General features: G+C 65.3%; 20 protein-coding genes. 7 read left to right on the forward strand and 13 right to left on the reverse strand.

The window, feature by feature from the left end; genetic code table 11:
• The first annotated feature begins 149 nt into the window (after positions 1-149).
• The 3 genes from R9J51_RS00680 to R9J51_RS00690 all read left to right on the forward strand — a co-directional run bounded on the left by R9J51_RS00680 (position 150) and on the right by R9J51_RS00690 (position 4,289).
• A complete protein-coding gene (locus tag R9J51_RS00680; protein WP_179505574.1) occupies positions 150-2,543 on the forward strand; it encodes a TonB-dependent receptor in 2,394 nt (797 codons plus the stop codon).
• A gap of 152 nt (positions 2,544-2,695) precedes the next feature.
• Positions 2,696-4,063, forward strand: coding sequence for an HD domain-containing phosphohydrolase (locus tag R9J51_RS00685; protein WP_179505575.1), 1,368 nt, complete (start codon positions 2,696-2,698; stop codon positions 4,061-4,063).
• A gap of 49 nt (positions 4,064-4,112) precedes the next feature.
• Positions 4,113-4,289 (forward strand): hypothetical protein, encoded by a 177-nt coding sequence (locus R9J51_RS00690; RefSeq protein ID WP_179505576.1) that lies wholly within the window; start codon positions 4,113-4,115, stop codon positions 4,287-4,289.
• On the opposite strand, the gene R9J51_RS00695 is transcribed toward R9J51_RS00690, so the two are convergent.
• The 3 genes from R9J51_RS00695 to R9J51_RS00705 are packed head-to-tail and all read right to left on the reverse strand — an operon-like array spanning position 4,286 to position 5,560.
• Entirely contained in the window at positions 4,286-4,624 is a 339-nt protein-coding gene (locus R9J51_RS00695; protein WP_218843519.1) for a hypothetical protein, read from the reverse strand. The two genes, R9J51_RS00690 and R9J51_RS00695, sit on opposite strands and share 4 nt — an antisense overlap.
• Before the next feature lie 58 nt (positions 4,625-4,682).
• On the reverse strand, positions 4,683-5,030 hold the full coding sequence (locus R9J51_RS00700; protein WP_168556421.1) for a YigZ family protein: 348 nt from the start codon (positions 5,028-5,030) through the stop codon (positions 4,683-4,685).
• 41 nt (positions 5,031-5,071) lie between these two features.
• Positions 5,072-5,560 (reverse strand): hypothetical protein, encoded by a 489-nt coding sequence (locus R9J51_RS00705; protein WP_179505577.1) that lies wholly within the window; start codon positions 5,558-5,560, stop codon positions 5,072-5,074.
• 23 nt (positions 5,561-5,583) lie between these two features.
• Here R9J51_RS00705 and R9J51_RS00710 point away from each other — a divergent pair, with 23 nt between their 5' ends.
• The gene (locus R9J51_RS00710) at positions 5,584-7,602 is read left to right on the forward strand and encodes an energy transducer TonB (protein WP_179562308.1); all 2,019 of its coding nucleotides are present in this window, start codon (positions 5,584-5,586) and stop codon (positions 7,600-7,602) included.
• Positions 7,603-7,718: 116 nt separating this feature from the next.
• Here R9J51_RS00710 and serA read toward each other — a convergent pair whose 3' ends face one another.
• Entirely contained in the window at positions 7,719-9,302 is a 1,584-nt protein-coding gene (gene serA, locus R9J51_RS00715) for a phosphoglycerate dehydrogenase (RefSeq protein WP_169476643.1), read from the reverse strand.
• A 139-nt stretch (positions 9,303-9,441) separates the two neighbouring features.
• The gene (locus tag R9J51_RS00720; RefSeq protein WP_179505579.1) at positions 9,442-10,578 is read right to left on the reverse strand and encodes a phosphoserine transaminase; all 1,137 of its coding nucleotides are present in this window, start codon (positions 10,576-10,578) and stop codon (positions 9,442-9,444) included.
• Between the two features lie 208 nt (positions 10,579-10,786).
• Here R9J51_RS00720 and R9J51_RS00725 point away from each other — a divergent pair, with 208 nt between their 5' ends.
• Positions 10,787-11,467 (forward strand): extensin family protein, encoded by a 681-nt coding sequence (locus R9J51_RS00725; protein ID WP_169476645.1) that lies wholly within the window; start codon positions 10,787-10,789, stop codon positions 11,465-11,467.
• Between the two features lie 119 nt (positions 11,468-11,586).
• Positions 11,587-12,243: a hypothetical protein gene (locus tag R9J51_RS00730; protein WP_179505580.1), complete on the forward strand. Its 657-nt coding sequence runs from the start codon at positions 11,587-11,589 to the stop codon at positions 12,241-12,243.
• 453 nt (positions 12,244-12,696) lie between these two features.
• Here the strand turns inward: R9J51_RS00730 and R9J51_RS00735 are convergent, their stop codons facing one another.
• The 7 genes from R9J51_RS00735 to R9J51_RS00765 all read right to left on the reverse strand — a co-directional run bounded on the left by R9J51_RS00735 (position 12,697) and on the right by R9J51_RS00765 (position 19,346).
• On the reverse strand, positions 12,697-13,314 hold the full coding sequence (locus R9J51_RS00735; protein WP_168556415.1) for a response regulator transcription factor: 618 nt from the start codon (positions 13,312-13,314) through the stop codon (positions 12,697-12,699).
• 301 nt (positions 13,315-13,615) lie between these two features.
• Complete coding sequence (locus R9J51_RS00740) at positions 13,616-14,353, reverse strand: proteasome-type protease (protein ID WP_168556414.1); 738 nt, start codon at positions 14,351-14,353, stop codon at positions 13,616-13,618.
• Between the two features lie 109 nt (positions 14,354-14,462).
• Complete coding sequence (locus tag R9J51_RS00745) at positions 14,463-15,278, reverse strand: transglutaminase-like domain-containing protein (protein ID WP_179505581.1); 816 nt, start codon at positions 15,276-15,278, stop codon at positions 14,463-14,465.
• Positions 15,279-15,299: 21 nt separating this feature from the next.
• Positions 15,300-16,247: an alpha-E domain-containing protein gene (locus R9J51_RS00750; protein WP_169476647.1), complete on the reverse strand. Its 948-nt coding sequence runs from the start codon at positions 16,245-16,247 to the stop codon at positions 15,300-15,302.
• 21 nt (positions 16,248-16,268) lie between these two features.
• On the reverse strand, positions 16,269-17,702 hold the full coding sequence (locus tag R9J51_RS00755; protein ID WP_168556411.1) for a circularly permuted type 2 ATP-grasp protein: 1,434 nt from the start codon (positions 17,700-17,702) through the stop codon (positions 16,269-16,271).
• Positions 17,703-17,897: 195 nt separating this feature from the next.
• Positions 17,898-18,686, reverse strand: coding sequence for an esterase/lipase family protein (locus R9J51_RS00760; RefSeq protein ID WP_168556410.1), 789 nt, complete (start codon positions 18,684-18,686; stop codon positions 17,898-17,900).
• A 123-nt stretch (positions 18,687-18,809) separates the two neighbouring features.
• The gene (locus tag R9J51_RS00765) at positions 18,810-19,346 is read right to left on the reverse strand and encodes a TetR/AcrR family transcriptional regulator (RefSeq protein WP_179505582.1); all 537 of its coding nucleotides are present in this window, start codon (positions 19,344-19,346) and stop codon (positions 18,810-18,812) included.
• 109 nt (positions 19,347-19,455) lie between these two features.
• On the opposite strand from R9J51_RS00765, the gene R9J51_RS00770 reads away from it, so the two are divergent.
• Positions 19,456-20,079 (forward strand): glutathione S-transferase, encoded by a 624-nt coding sequence (locus R9J51_RS00770; RefSeq protein ID WP_179505583.1) that lies wholly within the window; start codon positions 19,456-19,458, stop codon positions 20,077-20,079.
• On the opposite strand, the gene R9J51_RS00775 is transcribed toward R9J51_RS00770, so the two are convergent.
• Positions 20,070-20,507, reverse strand: a complete 438-nt coding sequence (locus tag R9J51_RS00775; RefSeq protein WP_179505584.1) for a hypothetical protein — start codon at positions 20,505-20,507, stop codon at positions 20,070-20,072. The two genes, R9J51_RS00770 and R9J51_RS00775, sit on opposite strands and share 10 nt — an antisense overlap.
• Between the last annotated feature and the right edge of the window lie 336 nt (positions 20,508-20,843).

Consider the following 20,843-nt stretch of genomic DNA (forward strand, 5'->3'; position numbering starts at 1 on the left):
CCCCGGCGCCACATGACATTCGAAATACCGGCACATGACAAATTTCAAATTGTCGTTGCCCCGATGGCGACCCTAGAGCGCCATTGACGCTGACCAAGGCCGCCAAAGAACGGAAAGATCAGCGCAAATTGTTCGTCACGGGGTTTTGCATGACTATTACCAATCGTTACGTCTTCCTGGCTGGTGCTGCGCTGGCCCTGCCGCTTGCCGCGGTACAGCCGGCCTTTGCCGCCGATGAAGGCCCAGCCGCAGAACAGGCCGCCGAGCAACCCGACGCGCAGATCGTGGTGACCGGCACCCGCGCGCAGAACCGCACCAAGCTGGACACCGTCGCCCCGGTCGACGTGCTGACCGCCGAAGCCTTGACTCGCCAGGGCACCACCGAACTGGGCGCCGCGATTGCCAATATCGCCCCCTCGATCGATTTCCCCCGCTCCTCGGCGGTTGACGGTACCGACTCGATCCGTCCCGCGACGCTGCGTGGTCTTTCGCCCGACCAGACCCTGGTGCTGATCAACGGCGTGCGCGCCCATGCCTCGGCGCTGGTCAACCTGGGCGGCTCGATCGGTCGTGGCTCGGCCGCGGTCGATCTCAACACCATTCCCACGCTCGCGCTGGGCTCGGTCGAAGTGCTGCGCGATGGCGCATCGGCGCAATATGGGTCCGACGCGATTGCCGGCGTGGTCAACATGCGCCTGCGCGAAGCCGATCACGGCGGCGGCGCGGTGGTCAGCTATGGCCTTTATGACACGCAGTTCAACGGCGCGCGTTCCTCGCGCCACATCACCGATGGCGATACGCTGAACGTGAGCGCATGGCAGGGCATGAAGCTGGGCAACAACGGCGGTTTCCTGACCGTGACGGGCGAATACCTCAACCGCCTGGCCACCAACCGTTCCGACCTCGACACCCGCGACACGCCCAACAAGGTGCGCTCGCGCCTGGGCGATCCCAAGGTGCAGCAGGGCACCGGCTATATCAACTCCTCGCTGCCGCTGGGCGACAGCGGGTGGAGCGCGTTCCTGTTCGGCGGCTACCAGTTCCGCGACAGCACCAGCGCCGCCTTTGCCCGCAACCCGTCGAACGTGAACAACGTGACCTCGGTCTATCCCGATGGATTCCTGCCGCTGATCAACGTGCGGTCCAAGGACCTGACCGCGACCACCGGCCTCAAGGGCAAGTGGGGCGAATGGGATGCCACGATCAAGCTGTCCTATGGCCGCAACCGCCTGGACTTCCGCACGCTCAATTCGATCAATTCCACGCTGGGCGCCGCTTCGCCGACCAATTTCTATGACGGCGCGCTGATCTATGACCAGTGGGTGGGGGGCATCGATGCGAGCCGCGCCTATGACCTGGGTGGCACCAGCCTGAACGTGGCGTGGGGCGTGGAAGGCCGCCGCGAAGGCTATCGCATCAATGCCGGCGAGGAAGCCTCTTACATCCGCGCCGATGGCGCCTCGACCGCGCTGACCGGTGGCGCGCAGGGCTTCCCCGGCTTCCAGCCGGGCAATGCGCTGCGGGTGAGCCGGGTAAGCAATGCCGCCTACCTGGACCTTGAAGCCAAGCTGCCCAAGGTGCTGACCCTGGGCGCGGCGGTGCGCGGCGAACACTATTCCGACTTTGGCGACATCGCCACGGGCAAGGTTTCGGCCCGCGCCGATTTCACCCGCTGGTTCGCGCTACGCGGCGCGGTGTCCACCGGGTTCCGCGCGCCTTCGCTGCAACAGCAGTATTTCACCTCCACCTCTTCGGTGCTGGTGGGCAGCAACATCGTCGAAACTGGCACCTTCCCGTCGACCAGCGCGGTGGCCAAGTCGCTGGGCGGCCAGGCGCTGCGCCCGGAAAAGTCGGTCAACTTCTCGGCCGGCGCGGTGGTGCGCGTGGGCGGGTTCGACCTGACGGTGGACGGCTACCTGATCAAGGTGCGCGATGGGCTGGGCCTTTCGGAAAACCTCAACCTGAGCGCGGCCGACCAGTTGCGGTATGACGTTTCCGCCGCGCGCTTCTTCGTCAACGGCATCCACACCACCGCGCAGGGGATCGACGCCGTGGCGCACTACCGCCATCGCACGGCTGCCATTGGCACGTTCGATTTCACCGTGGCCGGGAACATCAACAAGGTGACGGTGGACAGCGTGCCCGCCAACACGGTGGGCACCACGGCGCTGTTCGCACGCCAGCGCATTATCACCATCACCAACGGCACGCCGGGTGAAAAGGTGGTCGGCACGCTGGACTGGACGCTGGGCAAGCTGGGCGCCACCGCGCGCGTCAGCTATTACGGCAACATCATCGAACCGGCGAGCACGGCCGCGAGCGACCTGTTCACGGGCCAGCGCGCGATTGCCGACCTGGAACTGCGCTACAAGCTGCTGGACAAGGCGACGATCAGCCTGGGCGCCAACAACCTGTTCGACATCTACCCCGACAAGGTGCCTGCCAGCATCCTGGCCACCAATGGCGGGGTGGCGTTCCCGTTCTTCTCCCCGTTCGGGTTCGGCGGGCGCTATCTTTATGCGCGCCTGGGCGTGAACTGGTAAGCCGTCAATCATCGGCAAATCCAACGAGGGCGGCCCGGCCAGGGCCGCCCTTTTTCGTGGCCGTCCTGCCCCAAAGACAGTGGGCCACGCAAACGCGGCTTTAACGCGAATCGTGCCACCAATCTGGCGACAACGATCAACGGGGGCCGCCCATGCGCCATGCTTTCGCGCAGGAATTCGATTTTGCCAGGCCCACGGTGGCCACAACTTCGCTCAGCGAAATCCTGGGGGCATTCTCCTATGCCCTCGACCTGACCGAAGGCCAGCCGGCAGGCCATTCGCTGCGCGCCTGCTGGATCGCCAGCCAGGTGGCAATCGCCTTGGGCCTCGCCCCGGCGGAGCGGCGCACGATCTATTATGCCACCTTGCTCAAGGACCTGGGCTGTTCCAGCAATGCCGCGCGCATTGCCGAACTCTACCTGGCCGACGATCGCACGTTCAAACAGGAATTCAAGCTGATCGGCCAGGGGCTTGGCCCCACGCTCGGGTTTGTCTTCCGGCGCACGGGCGCCGGTGAGCCCCTATCGGCCCGGATGCGCGCGATCGCCACGATCCTGCGCGACGGCAGCCGCATCGCCACCGACCTGATCCAGACCCGCTGCACGCGCGGCGCGACGATCGCCCGGCAATTGCGCTTTCCCGAAAGCGTCGCCGCCGCCATCGCCGCTCTGGATGAACACTGGGACGGCGGCGGCAAGCCGCTGGGCGTGGCCGGGCAAGCCATTCCCCTGGCGGCCCGCCTGGCCTTGCTTGGCCAGATTGCCGACGTGTTCCAGAAGGCTGCCGGGCCCGAGGCGGCCGAGGCCGAAGTGCGCGCACGGCGGGGCACCTGGCTCGATCCCGAACTGGTCGACGCGTTCCTGAAAGTGAGCACGCGGCCTGGCTTCTGGAGCCATTGCAACGACCCGGCACTGGAATTGCACGTCCGCGCGCTGGAACCCGAAGAGGCCCGCGTGGCGGTGGACGAGGACTACCTCGACGATATTGCCGATGCCTTTGGCGCCGTGATCGATGCCAAGAGCCCATATACCGGCGGGCATTCCTGCCGCGTGGGCCGCTATGCCACGGCGCTGGGCCGGGCGATGGGCGTACGCGAGACGGACTTGCGGGCGCTGCGCCGGGCAGCCGTGCTGCACGACGTGGGAAAGCTCGCCGTGTCCAGCCGCGTGCTGGAAAAACCGGGCAAGCTCGACGATACCGAATGGATGGAAATGCGCAGCCATGCCAGCCACACCACGGAAATCCTCTCGCGCATCGGCCCCTTGCGCGACATGGCGGCCGTGGCAGGCGCGCACCACGAACGGCTCGACGGCAAGGGCTATCCGCTCGGGCTGGACCACAGCCTCATCGCCACCGAAGCGCGGATCATCAGTGTGGCCGATTTCTATGACGCGCTGACCGCCGATCGGCCCTATCGCGCCGCCATGCCAGTGGAACGCGCGCTCGACATCATGTCCGGTGAAGTGGGCAAGGCGATCGATGGCCCGTGCTTCGAAGCCTTGCGCGCGATGGTCGGCTGACCCTTTCGGCTCAGCGGCGGTTCATCGCTGCGGGGGCATCGCACCGGCCATGGTTGCGATCGGTTGTCTTGCCCTGCTGCTGTTTCCCATCCTGGGCCTGATCGCGGGCGGCCTGCTTGCCGGGCGCGCGGGTGCGGAATGGGGGGCAGCCATCGGCCTTGCCCTCGCGCTCGCCTTGAGCGGCGCGATGGGGTGGGCCTTGGTCAAAGTGGCGCGAAAGCCTTAGACCGGGCCCAGCCGCCGCAAGTTGGCGCGCACCTTGCGGCGATAGGTCTGTACCGCCCGACGCGCCTCGCCATGCGCGGTTGGCATCGCCTTGCCGCCTAGCAGCGCGCGCGACGGGGCCAAGGCCATGTCCCACCAGACTTTCGCCAGGGTTTCCACCTTTTCGGCCACCATTCGCTGGCTTTCGGCCGCGGCGCGCGGATCGGCGAGCGCCACCAGCCACATCCGCCGGGCAATGACCATGGCGGCCTCGCTGCCCAGCAGCATCTGCTGGTTCCACAGCGGGATCATCGGGGCCAGCCAGCCAGCGGGCGAAGTGGGGACATTGGTGGTCATGCGGTTTCCTTGATCGGGGTGTGGCGTCAACGGACCACGGGGCATAAAGGTCCGGCCATCACAGGCTGTCCAGATAGGCGCGAACCGCCGTCTGCACATGGCGAAAGCGATCGCCGCCCAGATGCTTGCCACCGTACCATCGCGTGACGATGACGAGATGGTCTTGCAATCCCGCGCGTTCCAGCATGCGTACGATCACCATGCCTGCGCCGCTTTCGCCGTCGTCGTGCTTGATCGGCCCCTGGGCGCAGAGCAGGCCCCAGGTATTGTGCGTGGCCTTGGCAAACTTCTTGATCGTCTTGAGCTGGTCGAGCAGCGTGCGCGCTTCTTCGGCAGAGTGGCACGGCGCGCCGGACACCGCGTATTTCGAGCCGCGATCGGAAAGGATGTTGTCCAGCGTGCGCATGGCCGCAGCGCGTGGCGCGGAAGGACGGGCAATGCAAGCGGTCAACGCGGCTGGCCCGCGCACGCCGCCCGCCACGCCGGCAGGTCGGCCGGGCGCAGCGGGCCGCGCCATGGCTGGCAGGCGCTTCCCGATGCCACCGCAGCTGGCAGGCCGAAACCCACGCCCAGCCGGCGCTCGGCGAGTTCGCGCGCGGCGGCCGGCGGCATCGTGTCCACCTGGCCTTGCAGGCCCGGTGGCGCCGCGATCGGGCGATCGATCCAGGCCAGCACGATGCGATCGGGCGCGGCTGCCCGCACCAGCGCAGGCAGGTTGGCATATTCGGCCATGCACGGCGCACACCATCGCGCCCCCAAAAGCACGATGCGGTTGGGCGCCTGCTCTGCAGGAGCCGGCGCCGCGCCCGCGCCGGGGGCAGACAGGCACCCGCCGGCAAGCAAGGCAAAGACAAGCCGCCCACAGGGCACCCCGAAGCGGGCAATGGACGTGGACAGGTGTGTCATCAGTTCATAGTATTTGACGGCAATATTCATGTAAATGCCACGGGAGAACTGTGTTGCGCTATCGATCGACGTGGCTGTTGAGTGCCTTTGCCCCCGCCGCTGCGGCGCTTGCGCAACCGGCGCCGCAAAACACGCTGCAGCAGCGCTTTGACGCGGCAACCGCCGCCTATGACAAGGACGACTGCGCAACGGCACTGCCCCTGCTCGACGCGCTGGCCGCCGATCCACACGTGAAGCCGGGCAGCCTGCCAGCCGTGGTGATTGCCGCACGGCGCGGCGCCTGCCAGGTCCGCACCGGCCATGCCGAACAGGGCGAGTCCCTGCTCCTGGCCGCGCTTGCCGCGATGCGCCCGCATGCCGACCAGCTGCCGATCGATATTGCCCAGGCAGAAATCATGCTGGGCACTCTGGCAGCCAGCCGCTGGGACCATGATGGGGCGCTCGCGCATTTTGATGCCGCGCTTGCCTTGCAACAGGACGGCGCGCGCAGCGTCGCGCTGCAGCGCATTGCCCTGCTGACGGCATTCGACAGCGATAACCGATCGATCGACGCGGCCAACGAAGGGCTGCGGCTGGAGACGGCCAAGCCGGCGCCCGACAAGATCATGCTGGCGCAATGGCACCTCCTGCTCGGCCGCACCTGGCTCAATCGCGGCCAGGTCAAGACGGGCAAGGCCGAACTTGAAACCGCGCTGAAGCTGGCCGGCGGCCTTCACGACCATATCAGCGCGTTCGACGCCGGCCTGCGCCAGGACTTGGCCCAAGCCGCCTTGCTCGACAACCAGATCGAAGACGCACGCCGCTACATGGCCTACTCCGGAGCCGGGCACGCCGGCAGTGCGAGCTTTGGCAGCGCGGCGGATATGGATTCGCCCGATTGCGGGCCGGAAACCGGCCTCGAACCCGACGACATGGCCATCGTGCAATTGATGATCAGCGAGAGCGGCGACGTTCTGGGCAGCCAGACTCTCTACAGCACGGGCAGCTATGCCAAGGCCCAGGCCTTTGCCCGCGCCGCAGCCAGTTGGCGCTGGAAGCCCGAAGATGCGGCCAAGATGCCCGCCTTCTTTCGTTCCACGGCACGCGTGGAATTGCGCTGCAGCCGGGGCGGTGGCGGCCTTTCGCCAGCGGCACCGCTGAACGAGGCGATCACCGCATGGGCACGCCAGGCTGCCCTGGCGCTGCCGATGAACCGCCAGACTTGGCCCGCATGGCTGGCCGCAACCGATGCCGCGCGGCAAAGCGGCGACAAGGCCAGCGAACTGGTGGCCCGGGTGGCCATGGCCGATATGGACCTGCGCACCGATGCCGACAGGCTCGCCTCGATCGATCGCGGCCTGGTGCTGGCCCAAGACGCGGCATTGCCGCAGGCCTTGCGCAACCAGGCGCGGGTGCTGTTGACGTGGCAGCGCGAGAGGATCGTGCAACCCGAAAACCGGGTGATCACGCGAAGCGGGCGGGGCTATCCCGCGCTGCAGACGCTGGCGGAGGAACCGGCGATCGCCGCCGATCCCTTGGCACGAAACGCCAGCCTGCTCCTTGCCTTGCCGATGCGCCCCGTGGCCGCCGACCGGGCCAACGCCACGGCCGTGCTGCAACGCGTAGCCGGCGATACCGGCCTGCCCCCACGCCATCCGTTGCGGCAGTTCGCGCTGTTGCGTCTGGCCAATGACGCCGCCAGCAAAGGTCGCTTGGACGAGGCGCAGCGCCTGTTTGCCGACACCGGCCTGAGCGAGGAACAATGCGCACTGATCGGACCCAAGCCTGCGCTGACGGCCATCAACACCAGCGCCGGCGCTTTTCCCGCCGATGCGGCACGCTGGGGCTTTGAAGGCTGGGTGCGCAGTGAATACGATATCCAGGCCGATGGCCGCACGGCGGCCTTGCGGGCGGTGGCGTCTTATCCGCCATTCGTATTCGACAAGGCCGCGCAAACGATCCTGGGCAGGGCCCGCTATCAGGCGAGCTATCGTCCGGAAAACGGCGCGGCGTGCAGCGCCAACCGCGAAACGATCCGCTTCAACATTCCTGGCAACCTGATGGTCGCCAAGGAAATCAAGAAGAAGTCGTGATATTCCAGAAAGACCGCCGCACCACCATGGCGCGCAGCAAAAAGGGCGGCGCCGCAAGGCACCGCCCTTTCCTGCCTTTCAGGCCCGGCCTGAAGTGATGTGAACGGCCGAGCCGATCAGAACTTGAGCGCCTTGATCACCCGCACGCCCTGGATTTCGCGCGCGGCGGCGAGCACGGCTTCGTTCACCGGGCTGTCCACCGAAAGCAGCAGCACCGCTTCACCACCGGCTTCGCGGCGGCCCAGGTGGAACGTGCCGATGTTGATGCCAGACTGGCCCAGCAGCGTACCGATCGAACCGATGAAGCCCGGCGCGTCGGTGTTGACGATGTAGAGCATGTCGCCATCGAGATCGGCTTCGATGCCGATGCCGAAGATTTCCACCAGGCGCGGCTGGCCGTTGCCGAACAGCGTGCCGGCCACCGAACGGTCGCCCTGGCTGGTCGAGACGGTGACGCGCACCAGGGTGCGGTATTCGCCTTCGCGATCGTGGCGCACTTCGCGCACGTCGAGCCCGCGTTCCTTGGCCAGGAACGGCGCGTTGACCATGTTCACGGTGTCGGAATACTGCTTCATCACGCCGGTCAGCACCGCCGCCGTGATCGGCTTCTGGTTGAGCTGGGCTGCTGCGCCTTCCACTTCGATGGCGATCTTGGCGAGGTTGTCGTGCGCCAGCTGGCCCACCAGCGTGCCGAGCTTTTCGGCAAGCGCCATGTAGGGCTTGAGCTTGGGCGCTTCTTCGGCCGAGAGCGAGGGCATGTTGAGCGCGTTGGTCACGCCGCCGGTCACCAGGAAATCGGCCATCTGTTCGGCCACCTGCAGCGCCACGTTGACCTGGGCTTCGGTGGTCGAAGCGCCCAGGTGCGGGGTGCAGATGAAGTTGGGGGTGCCGAACAGCGGGCTGTCCTTGGCCGGTTCGGTTTCGAACACGTCGAGCGCGGCGCCGGCGATGTGGCCGGAATCGAGCAGGTCCTTCAGCGCCTTTTCATCGACCAGGCCACCACGCGCGCAGTTGACGATGCGCACGCCCTTCTTGGTCTTGGCCAGGTTTTCGGCCGAGAGGATATTACGCGTCTGGTCGGTCAGCGGGGTGTGCAGGGTGATGAAGTCCGCCTTGGCCAGCAGGGTTTCCAGGTCAGCCTTCTCCACGCCCATTTCGACTGCGCGTTCCGGAGTGAGGAACGGGTCGAACGCCACGACCTTCATCTTGAGGCCCAGTGCGCGGCTGGCAACGATCGAGCCGATGTTGCCCGCGCCGATCAGGCCCAGCGTCTTGCCGGTCACTTCCACGCCCATGAAGCGGTTCTTTTCCCACTTGCCGGCCTGGGTCGAAAGGTCGGCCTCGGGCAGCTGGCGGGCGAGCGCGAAGATCAGCGCGATGGCGTGTTCGGCGGTGGTGATCGAGTTGCCGAACGGGGTGTTCATCACCACCACGCCCTTGGCCGATGCGGCCGGAATGTCGACGTTGTCCACGCCGATGCCGGCGCGGCCGACAACCTTGAGGTTGGTGGCGGCTTCGAGGATTTCCTTGGTCACCTTGGTGGACGAGCGGATCGCCAGGCCATCGTACTGGCCGATGATTGCCTTCAATTCTTCCGGCGTCTTGCCGGTGATCACGTCCACGTCGCAGCCGCGCTCCTGGAAAATGCGGGCGGCGTTGGGGTCCATCTTGTCGGAAATGAGAACCTTGGGCTTGGTCATGGTCTTTGCTCCATGGGTGCACGGCACGATAGCCGCGCGGCCGGGTGTGCCGGCTGGAAATCGGGAATGTGCGCCCCCTGCCCCGTCACCCCGGATTTGACCGGGTGCGACGGGTGGCGGGAAGGGCGCTAAATGCGGATCAGGCTTCGGCGGGCGTGGTCAGCTGGGCATAGGCCCAGTCGAGCCAGGGGCCGAGCGCGGCGATATCGGCCGTATCGACCGTGGCGCCACACCAGATGCGCAGGCCCGCCGGGGCATCGCGATAACCCGCGATGTCAAACGCGGCGCCTTCCTTTTCGAGCAGGCCGGCAAACTTCTTGATGAAGTCGGCGTCCGCCCCTTCGACGGTGAGGCACACCGAGGTGCGCGAGCGGATGCCGCTGTCGACCGCCAGGTGGCCCAGCCACGAACGCTCGGCCACGATCTTGTCGAGCGCGTGGGCATTGGCGGTGCAACGCGCCTTGAGCCCTTCGAGCCCGCCGACCGACTTGGCCCATTCGAGCGCGAAGATCGCGTCTTCCACGGCCAGCATCGAAGGGGTGTTGATGGTTTCGCCCTTGAACACGCCTTCGGCCAGCTTGCCCTTGGACACCAGGCGGAACACCTTGGGCAGCGGCCAGGCCGGCGTATAGGTTTCCAGGCGCTCGACCGCGCGGGGGCCGAGGATCAGGACGCCATGCGCGCCTTCGCCGCCCAGCACCTTCTGCCACGAGAAGGTGGCAACGTCGATCTTGTCCCACGGAATGTCATAGGCGAACACGGCGCTGGTCGCGTCAGCAAAGGTCAGGCCTTCGCGGTCGTCGGGGATCCATTCGCCATCGGGCACGCGCACGCCGCTGGTGGTGCCGTTCCAGGTGAACAGCACGTCGTCGGCAAAATCCACCTTGGAAAGGTCGGGCAGCTGGCCGTAATCGGCGCGGAGCACGGTGGGCTCCAGCTTCAATTGCTTGACCGCGTCGGTAACCCAGCCTTCGCCAAAGCTTTCCCAGGCCAGCGTGGTCACGCCGCGGGCGCCCAGCATCGTCCACATCGCCATCTCGAACGCGCCGGTATCCGAACCGGGCACGATGCCGATGCGGTGCGTGGCGGGCAGCTGCAGCACGTCGCGCATCAGGTCGATGGCGAGTTGCAGGCGCGCCTTGCCGATCTTGGCACGGTGCGAGCGGCCCAGCGATTCGGTTTGCAGCTTGTCGAGAGAATACCCCGGCGGCTTGGCGCACGGACCCGAGGAAAAGAAAGGACGCGCCGGCTTTGCGGCGGGAATACCAACAGTCATGTAGACTCTCCTCACAGAGAGCACGCGCGGCGTTGGGACCGCGTGGCCCGGAGCCGCTCATAAGGGCGTGGGCGGGCGTGTCAATCGACCTTCCGGCCAGGAGGGCAAAAAATGCTGCGCAGCGGTTCGTCGCAAAAACACCCCCCAAGTGCATCTGCGGGCTTTCCATTTACCCTGGAGTAACCAAGACTGCGCCAGGCTTAAGTTTATGGCACGACGCATTCTTCTTGCCTGGGCCATGCTGCCGGTGATTGCCCTTGCCGGCTGTGTCGATGCTCCACGCGGCCCGCGCCGCCCGGCGCGCATGGTCTCGCGCCCGGTGGTGCAGCCCGTGCCCAATTCGGCGGCGACGCGCGCCTGCATGGTTTCGCTGCGCCAGAATGCCATCGGCTATGTGCCGGTGCCCGATCAGTATTACGGCGCGGGGTGCAGCACGATCGGCAGCGTGCGCCTGGCCTATCTGCGCAGCGACAGCGCGCAACTGGGCCTGGCCAATGCCGGCCCGGTGACCTGCCAACTGGCCAATGCCCTGCAAGGCTGGGCACGGTTCGGCGTGGACCGCGCCGCGCAGCAGATCCTGGGCAGCCCGCTGGTCAAGCTGGAGACGATGGGCAGCTACAACTGCCGCAACGTGGCCGGCACCGCGCGGCGTTCGGCCCACGCCACGGCCAATGCCATCGACATTTCCGGCTTCCTCCTGGCCGACGGCCGCCGCGTGACCGTGCTGCGCGACTGGAACGACCAGGACCCACAAATCCGCGCCTTCCTTCGGGCGGTGCACACCAGCGCCTGCAAGCGCTTTGGCACCGTGCTGAGCCCGGATTACAACGCCGCGCACCGCGATCACCTGCATTTGGAGGTGGGGAGCGGGCGACCGCTGTGCGGGTGAGATTGCGGGTTGGGCTTGGTGCTGTTCGGACGGGGCGGCTTTGGGGCGCTTTGGGAAGAATGCTGCTGTTCTGGACGTGGTGCGGTTGCGGTCGTTTCTAACGCTGCTATCCAGTTCAGATGAAGCAGGCGATCTGGCTCTGGATAAAGCGTGGCGTCTTTACAATTGCGGCGCTTTTTGCGCTTATCGCGATCAGTTCAGCTCTATTCCTCTTGTGGGAAAAGCATCGGCTCGCCCAATTCAACCGAACCCACCAGCGGCCGTTATTAGTTGATGCACGCGATCCGGTGTTGGCCAATGCTCACGCCTTGCTGGCGCAATTGCCTAATCCCAAAGCAGCAGACAGTCTTCAGTTTACTGCTATGCCATCGTTTGGCGAGAGATGGTTCGCAATATCGCTTTCCGAGACCGGCACACGAAGCATGGGAGAAGTGATCGTCACAACCCCAGCGGGTCAGGTTTTGCGGCGAGATACATTCGTCGTACCCAGAGACGATTTGGCTTTGTTCCTGCAGCGATGGGATGAAATCACTGATGGGTATTCAGGCGAAGGACGAAGTCTTACCGATGGAAATCCATTAGCATTCGAGCGGCGGCGCGCTGGGGCAATAACCTCAGGAGAAGGAAACTCACCTTGCCATTACGACGTCTTAGGCGACTTGGCTGCTCAGGCTTTAGGCCGATATGTGCCAGAGCTTGCCGATCTGCGCGATCCGACTCTTCCGGCGAAACTGCGAAGCAGCCTCTGTAACCGTTCCATTTTCGCGTTGCGCTGACGTCCGCTCCCCCTTCATTTCCTGACCCTCCGAGGCTCACGCATTAGACCTCGGGTGCAGCCAATTCAGACAAAATGATTGATTTCGCGCAGAGGCGCAGAGATTCTGCTCTTTCTCTACGCCTCTGCGCCTCTGCGCGAACAAACCTTTTTCTTTTATTCTGCTCATTGCCTGACGGCACATGATCCCGCAGCGCGGGGCAATCTCCTTGCTCTCCGCGTGCAAAATGACTCACGCGGAGACGCGGAGTATTTGGGGGCGGGATTGGTGCGGGTTGACCGTTGCGGGCGAGAGTGGACGAACATGCCCCCTCCGTCAGCCCTTCGGGCTGCCACCTCCCCCACAGTGTGGGGGAGGATCTTGGTGCCGGAATGCAGAAAGGCGGGAGGATCCCGCCTCCCGCCTTCCTGAAGGCCTCCCCCCAATGGCCGATGTCGTGTGTCGGTGGTGGCGTCAGGCCACTTCGCCCAGGCCCGTTGCCTCGATGCGCAGGCGCACGGCTTCGGCGGCGTGGCGGGCGCCCAGCTTGCCCATCATTTTCATGCGGTGGATTTCCACGGTGCGCGGGCTGATATCGAGGTCACGGGCGATGGCCTTGTTGCTGCACCCTTCGGCCAGGCGATCGAGCACTTCGCGTTCGCGCAGCGAGAGGCGGGCGATGCGCTGGCGCGCTTCGGCGGCGCGGGCGCGTTGCACGCGGTGGGTTTCGGCTTCGTGCGCGGCGCGGGCGATGGCTTCGTTGAGCGGGGCGATCTGGCTGGGAATGGCCAGGTAATCCAGCGCCCCCGCCTTGATCGTGCGCACCACCGCCCAAGTATCGGGCGCATCGCCGATGGCGATCACCGGCAGCCAGTGCCCCGCCCGCATCATCGCGCCGATCAGCGCGGGCACCGCCTCTCCCGGCGGATCGTCATGCGCGAGCAGCAGACCCGTGCTGGGCGCGTGGGCCAACAGCTCGTCGGTGCTGCCGTATATCTCGGCATGATGCCCGGCGGCAAAAGCGAGGCGAGCGAGCTGTGCCCGGCGGGCAGAGTCGCTATCGAGGATGTGGAGTGTGACACGTTCGACCATGGGGCCGAAGTAACCACCCTCGGGCGTGTTCGCGCCATGCGCGAATGCTTCGTTCTGAACGCTTCCCTTAGGACTGGGGAGGATTACCGTCCCATATTCCTTAGGGATTTCGGCTCCGAAGCGGAGCCGATTATTCAGTCGAAGTTCATCAATATGTGTCGATTCCTGTCCCATGCCGACAATTTGCCGCAAGCACATGAGTCAAGTCTTGCGAAGCATGCCTGCCGGCCTTTGATCGACACATACGCGATCTCTCATAGTAAATCTGCTACGTATATTTACTATGAGCGCTATTTCGCCCTCAATCGAAACGATAATCGGGCAACTGGTGAAACGCGTTGCGCAGCGCCTCGCTCCAGCTTGAGGAGATCGCGTTGAAATAGGGATCGTCGGCGCGGATGCGGCGCTGGTGCAGCGGCTCGAAGCGATCGCGCTCGATCACGGTCAGGTCGAACGGCAGGCCCACCGACAGATTGGCCGCGATCGTGGAATCGAACGAAACCATCAACAGCTTGACCGCCTGTTCGAAATCCATGCCCTTGTCATAGCCGCGCAGCAGGATCGGCCGGCCATACTTGGTTTCACCGATCTGGAAAAACGGCGTGTCGAAATTGGCCTCGATGAAATTGCCTTCGGGGTAGACCATGAACAGGCGTGGTTCCATGTCCTTGATCTGGCCCGCCACGATCATCGTGGCGGTGAACCGCGCGCCCTCGCCCTGCACCGGGCCGGACTGGCGCCCTTCGATCACCTTGCGCAGCAGATTGCCAACGTGGGTGGCAACCTGGAACATCGTCGGCTCTTCCAGGATGGAAGGACGGCGCTCGCTGGGTGCCTTGTTGCGCTCTTCCAACTGGCTGATCACCGACTGGGTGGTCGCCAGGTTTCCCGCGGTCATGATCGTGATGACCCGTTCGCCCGGCACCGACCAGGTGAAGCTCTTGCGGAACACCGAAATGTTGTCCACGCCCGAGTTGGTGCGGGTGTCGCTCATCAGGACAAGCCCCTTGTCGAGCATCATCCCCACGCAATAGGTCATTGTCCGTCCCCGTCCGGCCGGGCATGTGCCAGGCCGGTTCCCCTTTGCCATACGCCAACGATCCTTGCCGCCGGCCCAACACGGGGCCTGCGGCGAATCCGGGCGCTTCTTATTGTTCCATACGCTGCTGTTCAACGGCAAGGCTGACGTGCATCGCCTCGTCGCGCGCGCCATAGCGAATGCCGGTGATCGGCGCGCATGCGGTATAATCGGCCCCGGTGGCCAGATGCACATATCTCGCATCGGGGCAGATCGCATTGGCCACGTCAAAGCCCACCCAGCCCAGCCCCGGCACATGGGCCTGCGCCCAGGCATGGCCGGCATCCTGCTCCACCCGATCGTCCATCATCAGGTAGCCGCTGGCATAGCGGGCCGGAATACCCAGCAGCCGCGCCGCACCAATGAAGACGTGGGCCTGATCCTGGCACACGCCCCGCCCGGCGGCGAGCACTTGTTCGGCGGTGGTGGCAACGTCCGTGTGGCCCGGTTCATAGGCCACTGCCTCGCGCACCAGAGCGCAGAGCGCGTGGAGACGGGCCAATGTATCTTCCGATTCCACCGGCAAGGCATCGACCAGCGCTTGAAGCCGCGCGCCACCGCGGGTCAGCGCGGTATGTTCGGTAAAGTGCCATAAGGGCAGATAGCCCGGCTGCTTGCCCAGAACGCCCGCCGTGTCAGACGTCTGGACCACGCCCTGGCTGCGGATGACCACTTCGCGCGCGCCCGGCACGAACGAGATCAGGGTAACGCGGTTGCCGTTCTCGTCGTCATAGCTGACTTCGGGCTGCGCGCCCTCAAGCTCGATCTCCCAGAATTCGGTAGTTTGCCCCCGGCAGGCCAGCGGGGTGAGGCGCAGGCGCTGCAGCCCGTGGGCGACCGGCGTGGAAAAGGTGTAGCGCGTGGTGTGGCTGATCGCGAGGCGCATGGGCTGGCCTTTCCCCTTTCCTTATTCGGTGAAGCGGTAATCGCGCTGGATCTGCTGCGCGAGGTGGTTGTTGGCGGCGATGAACTGGCCGATCACCTGGTGCAGGCCCTGTTCGAACACCGCGTCGATGGTCTGGTGCTTGAGCTGCTGGTGGGTGCGCGCGACGATCTCGTGCGTTTCCAGCCGATCGCCATATTCATCGGAGAGCCGATCGAGATAGTCGCGCAACTGGGCATAGCAGAACGCCAGGCTGCGCGGGAAACGCCCGTCGAGCATCAGGAATTCGGCAATGCCCCGTGCCTCCATCCGCCCGGCATTCAGCCAGCGATAGGCGCGATCCCCGGCCACGGCGCGCAGCACGTTGTCCCACTGCACGTTGTCCAGGCTGGACCCCACATACGAAACCGAGGGCAGCAGCACGTAATACTTCACATCGAGCAGGCGGGCGGTGTTGTCGGCCCGTTCGATGAAACTGCCGGCGCGGGCGAAGTAATAGATGTCGTTGCGCAACATCGTGCCTTCCATCGCCCCGCGCACCAGGGTGGACTGGCGGCGGACCAGGTCGAGCACGCCGCCCAGCCGGGTTTCGGTCACGGTGCGGGCCAGTTCCTCTTTCAGGACCATCCAGCTTTCGTTGACCGCTTCCCACACCTCGCGGGTGATGCCGGTGCGGACCATGCGCGCATTATGACGCGCCTGTTCCACCATGCTCAGCACATTGCCGGGATTATCGCGATCGCGCAGGATAAAGTTGAACACATTGCTGCCGGCATAGTCGCTGCCGAACTTGGCCTGGTAGGCGCCCTGCAGCCCCAGCGTGACGACGACCGAGCGCCATTCGTCGCTGGCATCGGCGGCATCGCGGGTGAGCGCCATGCGAAAGCCGGCTTCCACCAGCCGCGCGGTGTTTTCCGCGCGTTCGAGATAGCGGAACAGCCAGAAGATACCATTGGCGGAACGTCCAAGCATTTTATCGTTTTCCCTTCCGCCTCAATCGTCCAGCACCCAGCTGTCCTTGGTGCCGCCCCCTTGCGACGAATTGACCACCAGCGATCCCTTCTTGAGCGCCACGCGGGTGAGCCCGCCGGGCGTGATGTCGATCCCCTGGGGCGAAACCAGCACGAAGGGGCGCAAGTCCACATGGCGCGGGGCCAGCCCCGCCTTGGTGAAGATCGGCACGGTGGAGAGCGAAAGCGTGGGTTGCGCGATGTAATTTTCGGGGTTGGCGCGCAGCTTTTCGGCGAACATCGCGATTTCCCGCCGCGACGAGGTAGGCCCGATCAGCATGCCATAGCCGCCCGAGCCATGGACTTCCTTGACCACCAGATCGGCCAGGTTGTCCATCACATAGGCCAGCGAATCGCTTTCGGCGCAGCGCCAGGTCGGCACGTTGGCCAGGATCGGCTTTTCACCGGTGTAGAATTCGACGATCTCGGGCATGAAGCTGTAGATCGCCTTGTCATCGGCAATGCCGGTGCCCGGCGCGTTGGCGATCGTGATGCCGCCGGCGCGATAGACGTCCATGATGCCCGAAACGCCCAGCACGCTTTCTGGCTTGAAGGTCAGCGGATCGAGGTAATCGTCGTCCACCCGGCGATAGAGCACGTCGATCGCTTCCCAGCCGCGCGTGGTGCGCATGGCGACGCGGCCGTTTTCCACTTTCAGGTCGCTGCCTTCGACCAGTTCGGCGCCCATCTGGTCGGCCAGGAATGCGTGCTCGTAATAGGCGCTGTTGAACGTGCCGGGGGTGAGCACCGCCACCACCGGCTTGTGCCCGTTGGCGGCCGGCGGGGCGCAGGCGGCCAGGCTGCGCGCCAGGCGGCGGGGATAGTCCGAAACCTCGCGCACCCGCACCTTGGTGAACAGTTCGGGGAACATGGCCATCATGGTTTCGCGGTTTTCGAGCATGTACGATACGCCCGATGGCGTGCGTGCATTGTCTTCGAGCACCATGAAATCGTCTTCGCCCGTGCGCACCAGGTCGATGCCGACGATGTGGGTGTAAACGCCGCCAGGCGGCGTGAACCCGGCCATCTGCGGCAGGAAGGCCTTGTTGGCCTTGAGCACGCGTTCGGGCAGGCGGCCAGCCCGAACGATTTCCTGGCGGTGATAGAGATCGTGCAGGAAGGCGTTGAGCGCGCGGACCCGCTGCTCGATCCCGCGCGACAGGCGCCGCCATTGCGCGGCGTTGATGATGCGGGGAACCATGTCGAAAGGGATGAGGCGCTCTTCGGCGTCCTCGTTGCCATATACGTTGAAAGTGATCCCGGTCTTGCGGAAAAAGGCTTCGGCTTCGCCCGATTTCCGCCGCAGCAATTCTGGTGGCTGTTGTTTCAGCCACTCGCAGTACCCGGCATAGGCAGGGCGCGTGAAGCCGTCGGCGTCAAGCATCTCGTCATAGGACGAGAGCGAGGAATTGGTCATGCAGAACCTCCCGTCTGACACATTGCTTGCACACGATTCGCACCGCCGCAAGCGCCGATGCTGCGCGTGCGAAACAATTGATTCGATCGTGGCGCAGGGCCTTGCACCGGGCGATTTGGCGTGGCAGCATCCGCGCCGCGCTGGTTCGCGTCAGTTTTCGTCCGTTTACTGGCAGGAAAACCCCGCGCCACCCGGTCAGTGGCGCGCGACGAGGTCGACGAGCGTGCGTGCGACTTGCGGATGGGCGGCAAAACCCAGGTGGGTGACTCGCAGCGGCACGGCTAGGTCACGCTCGCCCGGCCATCCGGCCGCGCTGCGCGGCGCCACGATGCCATCGCGCGGGCTCCACAACGCGATCGTGGGCACTGGGGGCTTGGTCGCCAGGTCTTGCGCCATCGGCGCTTCATCCACACTGTGCCCCGCCACGACCTGATATGCGCGCCAGGCATTGTTGGCACGCCGATCACCCGAAAAGGGCGTGCCCATCGTGATCACCAGGGCAACGTCATCCGGGCAGGTCTTGGCCAGCTGACGGGCAAACAGCCCGCCCAGGCTCCATCCCACCAGAACGAGGGGCTCGCCTTCGCGGCGGGCCATGGTTTCCACGCGCTCTGCCAAGCGGGCAAACCGATCTTCGCTGGATCCGAAATTGAACCCCAGGCCCCAGTCGCTTACCCGGTGCCCGGCGCTTTCCAGCGCGGCGGCCAAAGGCTTCATCCGCACCGGGTGGGTGCCGAAGCCGGGCAACAGCATGACCGGGCGCGAATGCGGCGCGGGCGGCGGCGGCGTAGCCAAATCGGCGCGGGCGGCCTGCCAGTGATCGATCGGCGTTGCCAGTTCACCCAGCAGGCGCGGCCAGGCCGGCCCGCGCACCCCTTGCGGCCGCGGCGCAAAGGCCAGCGCGCGCCGACGCGCCAGGGCAGCCCCGAGCGTCTCGAGCGTTTCCCAGGCAGTGCGGGGCGTGGAAGAAGGATGCGAAGCCATATGTGTCACCGGCCAAGAGCTATCTCATGCCGGAGATGAACGCCACAAAGACGGGATTGTTTCAAATTCATGTCACAAACCGCACTCTGCCGCATTCATCGGCCGATGCGGCGAGGCCGATCGTCAGCCGGCCGCCAGGCCGTGCATCACCACTGCAAGGGCCTGGCGCAGATCTTGGCGCGAGAGGGCCCCGCCGCGATCGAGTTGCAGCATCGCCAGCCCGTGGACCAGCGCCCAACAGGCAAGCGCCGCACCAGGCGCCGGCCGGGGCAGCAGCGCGGTGATCCGCGCGGTCAGCACGCCATAGGCGTGGTCGCGCGATGCCGCGCCACCATCGCGCCCGGCCAGCCCGAACATCAGGCGGAACAGGCCCGGCTGGGCCATGGCGAAATCCACATAGGCCAGACCCTGGGCCATCAGCGCCTCGGCACCCGGCGCGGATTGGTCCGCCGCGCGCAACGCGGTCTCCAGCCGGGCAAAGCCTTCTGCCACCACGGCGCCAAGCAGGGCGGCCTTGCTGGGGAAATGGCGATAGGACGCCATGGCCGAAACGCCGAGTTGGCGTGCCAGCGCGCGCAGGCTGGGTTCGCCTCCGCCATGGTCGAGCGCAGCGATCGCTTCGTCCAGCAGCCGTTGGCGCAGTCCCTGGGGTTCATTCACGCTTGTTTACACCGCCTTGCCGCCTCGCTATGTTTACAGTGTAAACTGCATGGATACGGCAGGCAAGGGGCGGCCGACAGCCGTCCCGCCAATTGCCCAAGGAGGCGTCATGATCATCGTCCACCATCTCAACAATTCCCGCTCGCAACGCGTGCTATGGCTGCTGGAAGAGCTGGGCCTGCCCTATGCGCTGCGTCGCTACGAGCGTGACGCCAAGACCATGTTCGCCCCGCCCGAGCTGCGCGCGGTGCATCCGCTGGGCAAATCGCCGGTGATGGAGGACGAGGGCCGCGTGCTGGCCGAAAGCGGCGCCATCGTGGAATACCTGGTGGCCAAGGCGGGCGGCTGGCTCGGTGCGCCTGAAGACGAGGACGACGCGCTGCGTTACACCATGTTCCTGCACTATGCCGAGGGGTCGATGATGCCGCCGCTGCTGCTCAAGCTGGTGCTGTCGCGCGTGCCGATCATGGGCAAGATCGCGCTCAAGAAAATCCAGCCGCTGATCGACGTGCATCTCGATTTCGTCGAACGCGAACTCGCCAGCCGGCCGTGGTTCGCGGGCGAGCGCATGACCGCGGCCGACGTGATGATGAGCTTCCCCCTGGAAGCCGCCCGCGCCCGCGCCGGCCTGGACCGCACCCGGCCCCATACGATCGCCTGGCTGGACAAGATCCAGGCCCTACCCGCCTATCGCCGCGCGATCGAGGTGGGCGGGCCTTATGCCTATGATTGAGCGCCCGGCGCAGCGAGGCGAACCTGGCTCCGGTCGAGCGCCAGGGTGAACAGGCCACTGGCGGCCGCCGTCACACCCGCGGGTACGATTTCCAGCACCATGGCATCGGGCGTGTCACCGGCGCTGGGGTGTTCGTCGATCACCTTGTAACGGCGCTGGGCCGACAGCATGTAGCAGCGCGGGCCATCCCCATCGACGGTATCGAGATAGGACCGCATCTTGGTGGTGCGTCCGCTCTGGCGCAACGCGATGACCGCGTGCAGGTCCTCCTGCTCGCGACAGGCGATCCCCGCCTGGGGAAACGTCACCACGTTTTCCACGTCCACCCAGGGCTTCGCACGCTCCAGCCGCAGCGGCATCGGACGGCGATCCTCGGGCGAGGCCACGGCGGCCGGAATCAGCCCAAGCACTGTGGCACAGCCAGCCATGAGCAACAATTCAGGACGCTTGCGCCCCGAACGCCTGCGCCTGTGCGGCAATGCGGCAGCTTTGCATATCAAAATCAGCAGGCACACCGCCAGCACCGCATCAACCACGGCAAGAACTTCGCCGATCATGAAGACCCCCGTATTCACAACCCCGGGGCATCATCCCATAAAATACAAGTCATGATCAATGGCATTGTGTCATTTTAAATGGCGCTTGCAGTACAAGTTCAGAAGTAAAGATTTTTACTTCTATTTAACCATAAATAGATAGAATGGCTGTGCCGCCACGGGCTTCGGCCGGGACGGCGGCGCCCCTGGCAGACACCGCCGGATTTA

The sequence above is a fragment of the Novosphingobium rhizosphaerae genome (assembly GCF_050920675.1).
Classification (GTDB): domain Bacteria; phylum Pseudomonadota; class Alphaproteobacteria; order Sphingomonadales; family Sphingomonadaceae; genus Novosphingobium; species Novosphingobium rhizosphaerae.

Coding starts and splice junctions, on each gene's coding strand:
- R9J51_RS00725 (WP_169476645.1), top strand. CDS start 10,787: ATGGCACGACGCATTCTTCTTGCCTGGGCCATGCTGCCGGTGATTGCC.
- serA (WP_169476643.1), bottom strand. CDS start 9,302: ATGACCAAGCCCAAGGTTCTCATTTCCGACAAGATGGACCCCAACGCC.
- R9J51_RS00770 (WP_179505583.1), top strand. CDS start 19,456: ATGATCATCGTCCACCATCTCAACAATTCCCGCTCGCAACGCGTGCTA.
- R9J51_RS00760 (WP_168556410.1), bottom strand. CDS start 18,686: ATGGCTTCGCATCCTTCTTCCACGCCCCGCACTGCCTGGGAAACGCTC.
- R9J51_RS00750 (WP_169476647.1), bottom strand. CDS start 16,247: ATGCTTGGACGTTCCGCCAATGGTATCTTCTGGCTGTTCCGCTATCTC.
- R9J51_RS00745 (WP_179505581.1), bottom strand. CDS start 15,278: ATGCGCCTCGCGATCAGCCACACCACGCGCTACACCTTTTCCACGCCG.
- R9J51_RS00700 (WP_168556421.1), bottom strand. CDS start 5,030: ATGCGCACGCTGGACAACATCCTTTCCGATCGCGGCTCGAAATACGCG.
- R9J51_RS00775 (WP_179505584.1), bottom strand. CDS start 20,507: ATGGCTGGCTGTGCCACAGTGCTTGGGCTGATTCCGGCCGCCGTGGCC.
- R9J51_RS00690 (WP_179505576.1), top strand. CDS start 4,113: ATGGTTGCGATCGGTTGTCTTGCCCTGCTGCTGTTTCCCATCCTGGGC.
- R9J51_RS00705 (WP_179505577.1), bottom strand. CDS start 5,560: ATGAATATTGCCGTCAAATACTATGAACTGATGACACACCTGTCCACG.
- R9J51_RS00680 (WP_179505574.1), top strand. CDS start 150: ATGACTATTACCAATCGTTACGTCTTCCTGGCTGGTGCTGCGCTGGCC.
- R9J51_RS00735 (WP_168556415.1), bottom strand. CDS start 13,314: ATGGTCGAACGTGTCACACTCCACATCCTCGATAGCGACTCTGCCCGC.
- R9J51_RS00740 (WP_168556414.1), bottom strand. CDS start 14,353: ATGACCTATTGCGTGGGGATGATGCTCGACAAGGGGCTTGTCCTGATG.
- R9J51_RS00755 (WP_168556411.1), bottom strand. CDS start 17,702: ATGACCAATTCCTCGCTCTCGTCCTATGACGAGATGCTTGACGCCGAC.
- R9J51_RS00730 (WP_179505580.1), top strand. CDS start 11,587: ATGAAGCAGGCGATCTGGCTCTGGATAAAGCGTGGCGTCTTTACAATT.
- R9J51_RS00685 (WP_179505575.1), top strand. CDS start 2,696: ATGCGCCATGCTTTCGCGCAGGAATTCGATTTTGCCAGGCCCACGGTG.
- R9J51_RS00695 (WP_218843519.1), bottom strand. CDS start 4,624: ATGACCACCAATGTCCCCACTTCGCCCGCTGGCTGGCTGGCCCCGATG.
- R9J51_RS00720 (WP_179505579.1), bottom strand. CDS start 10,578: ATGACTGTTGGTATTCCCGCCGCAAAGCCGGCGCGTCCTTTCTTTTCC.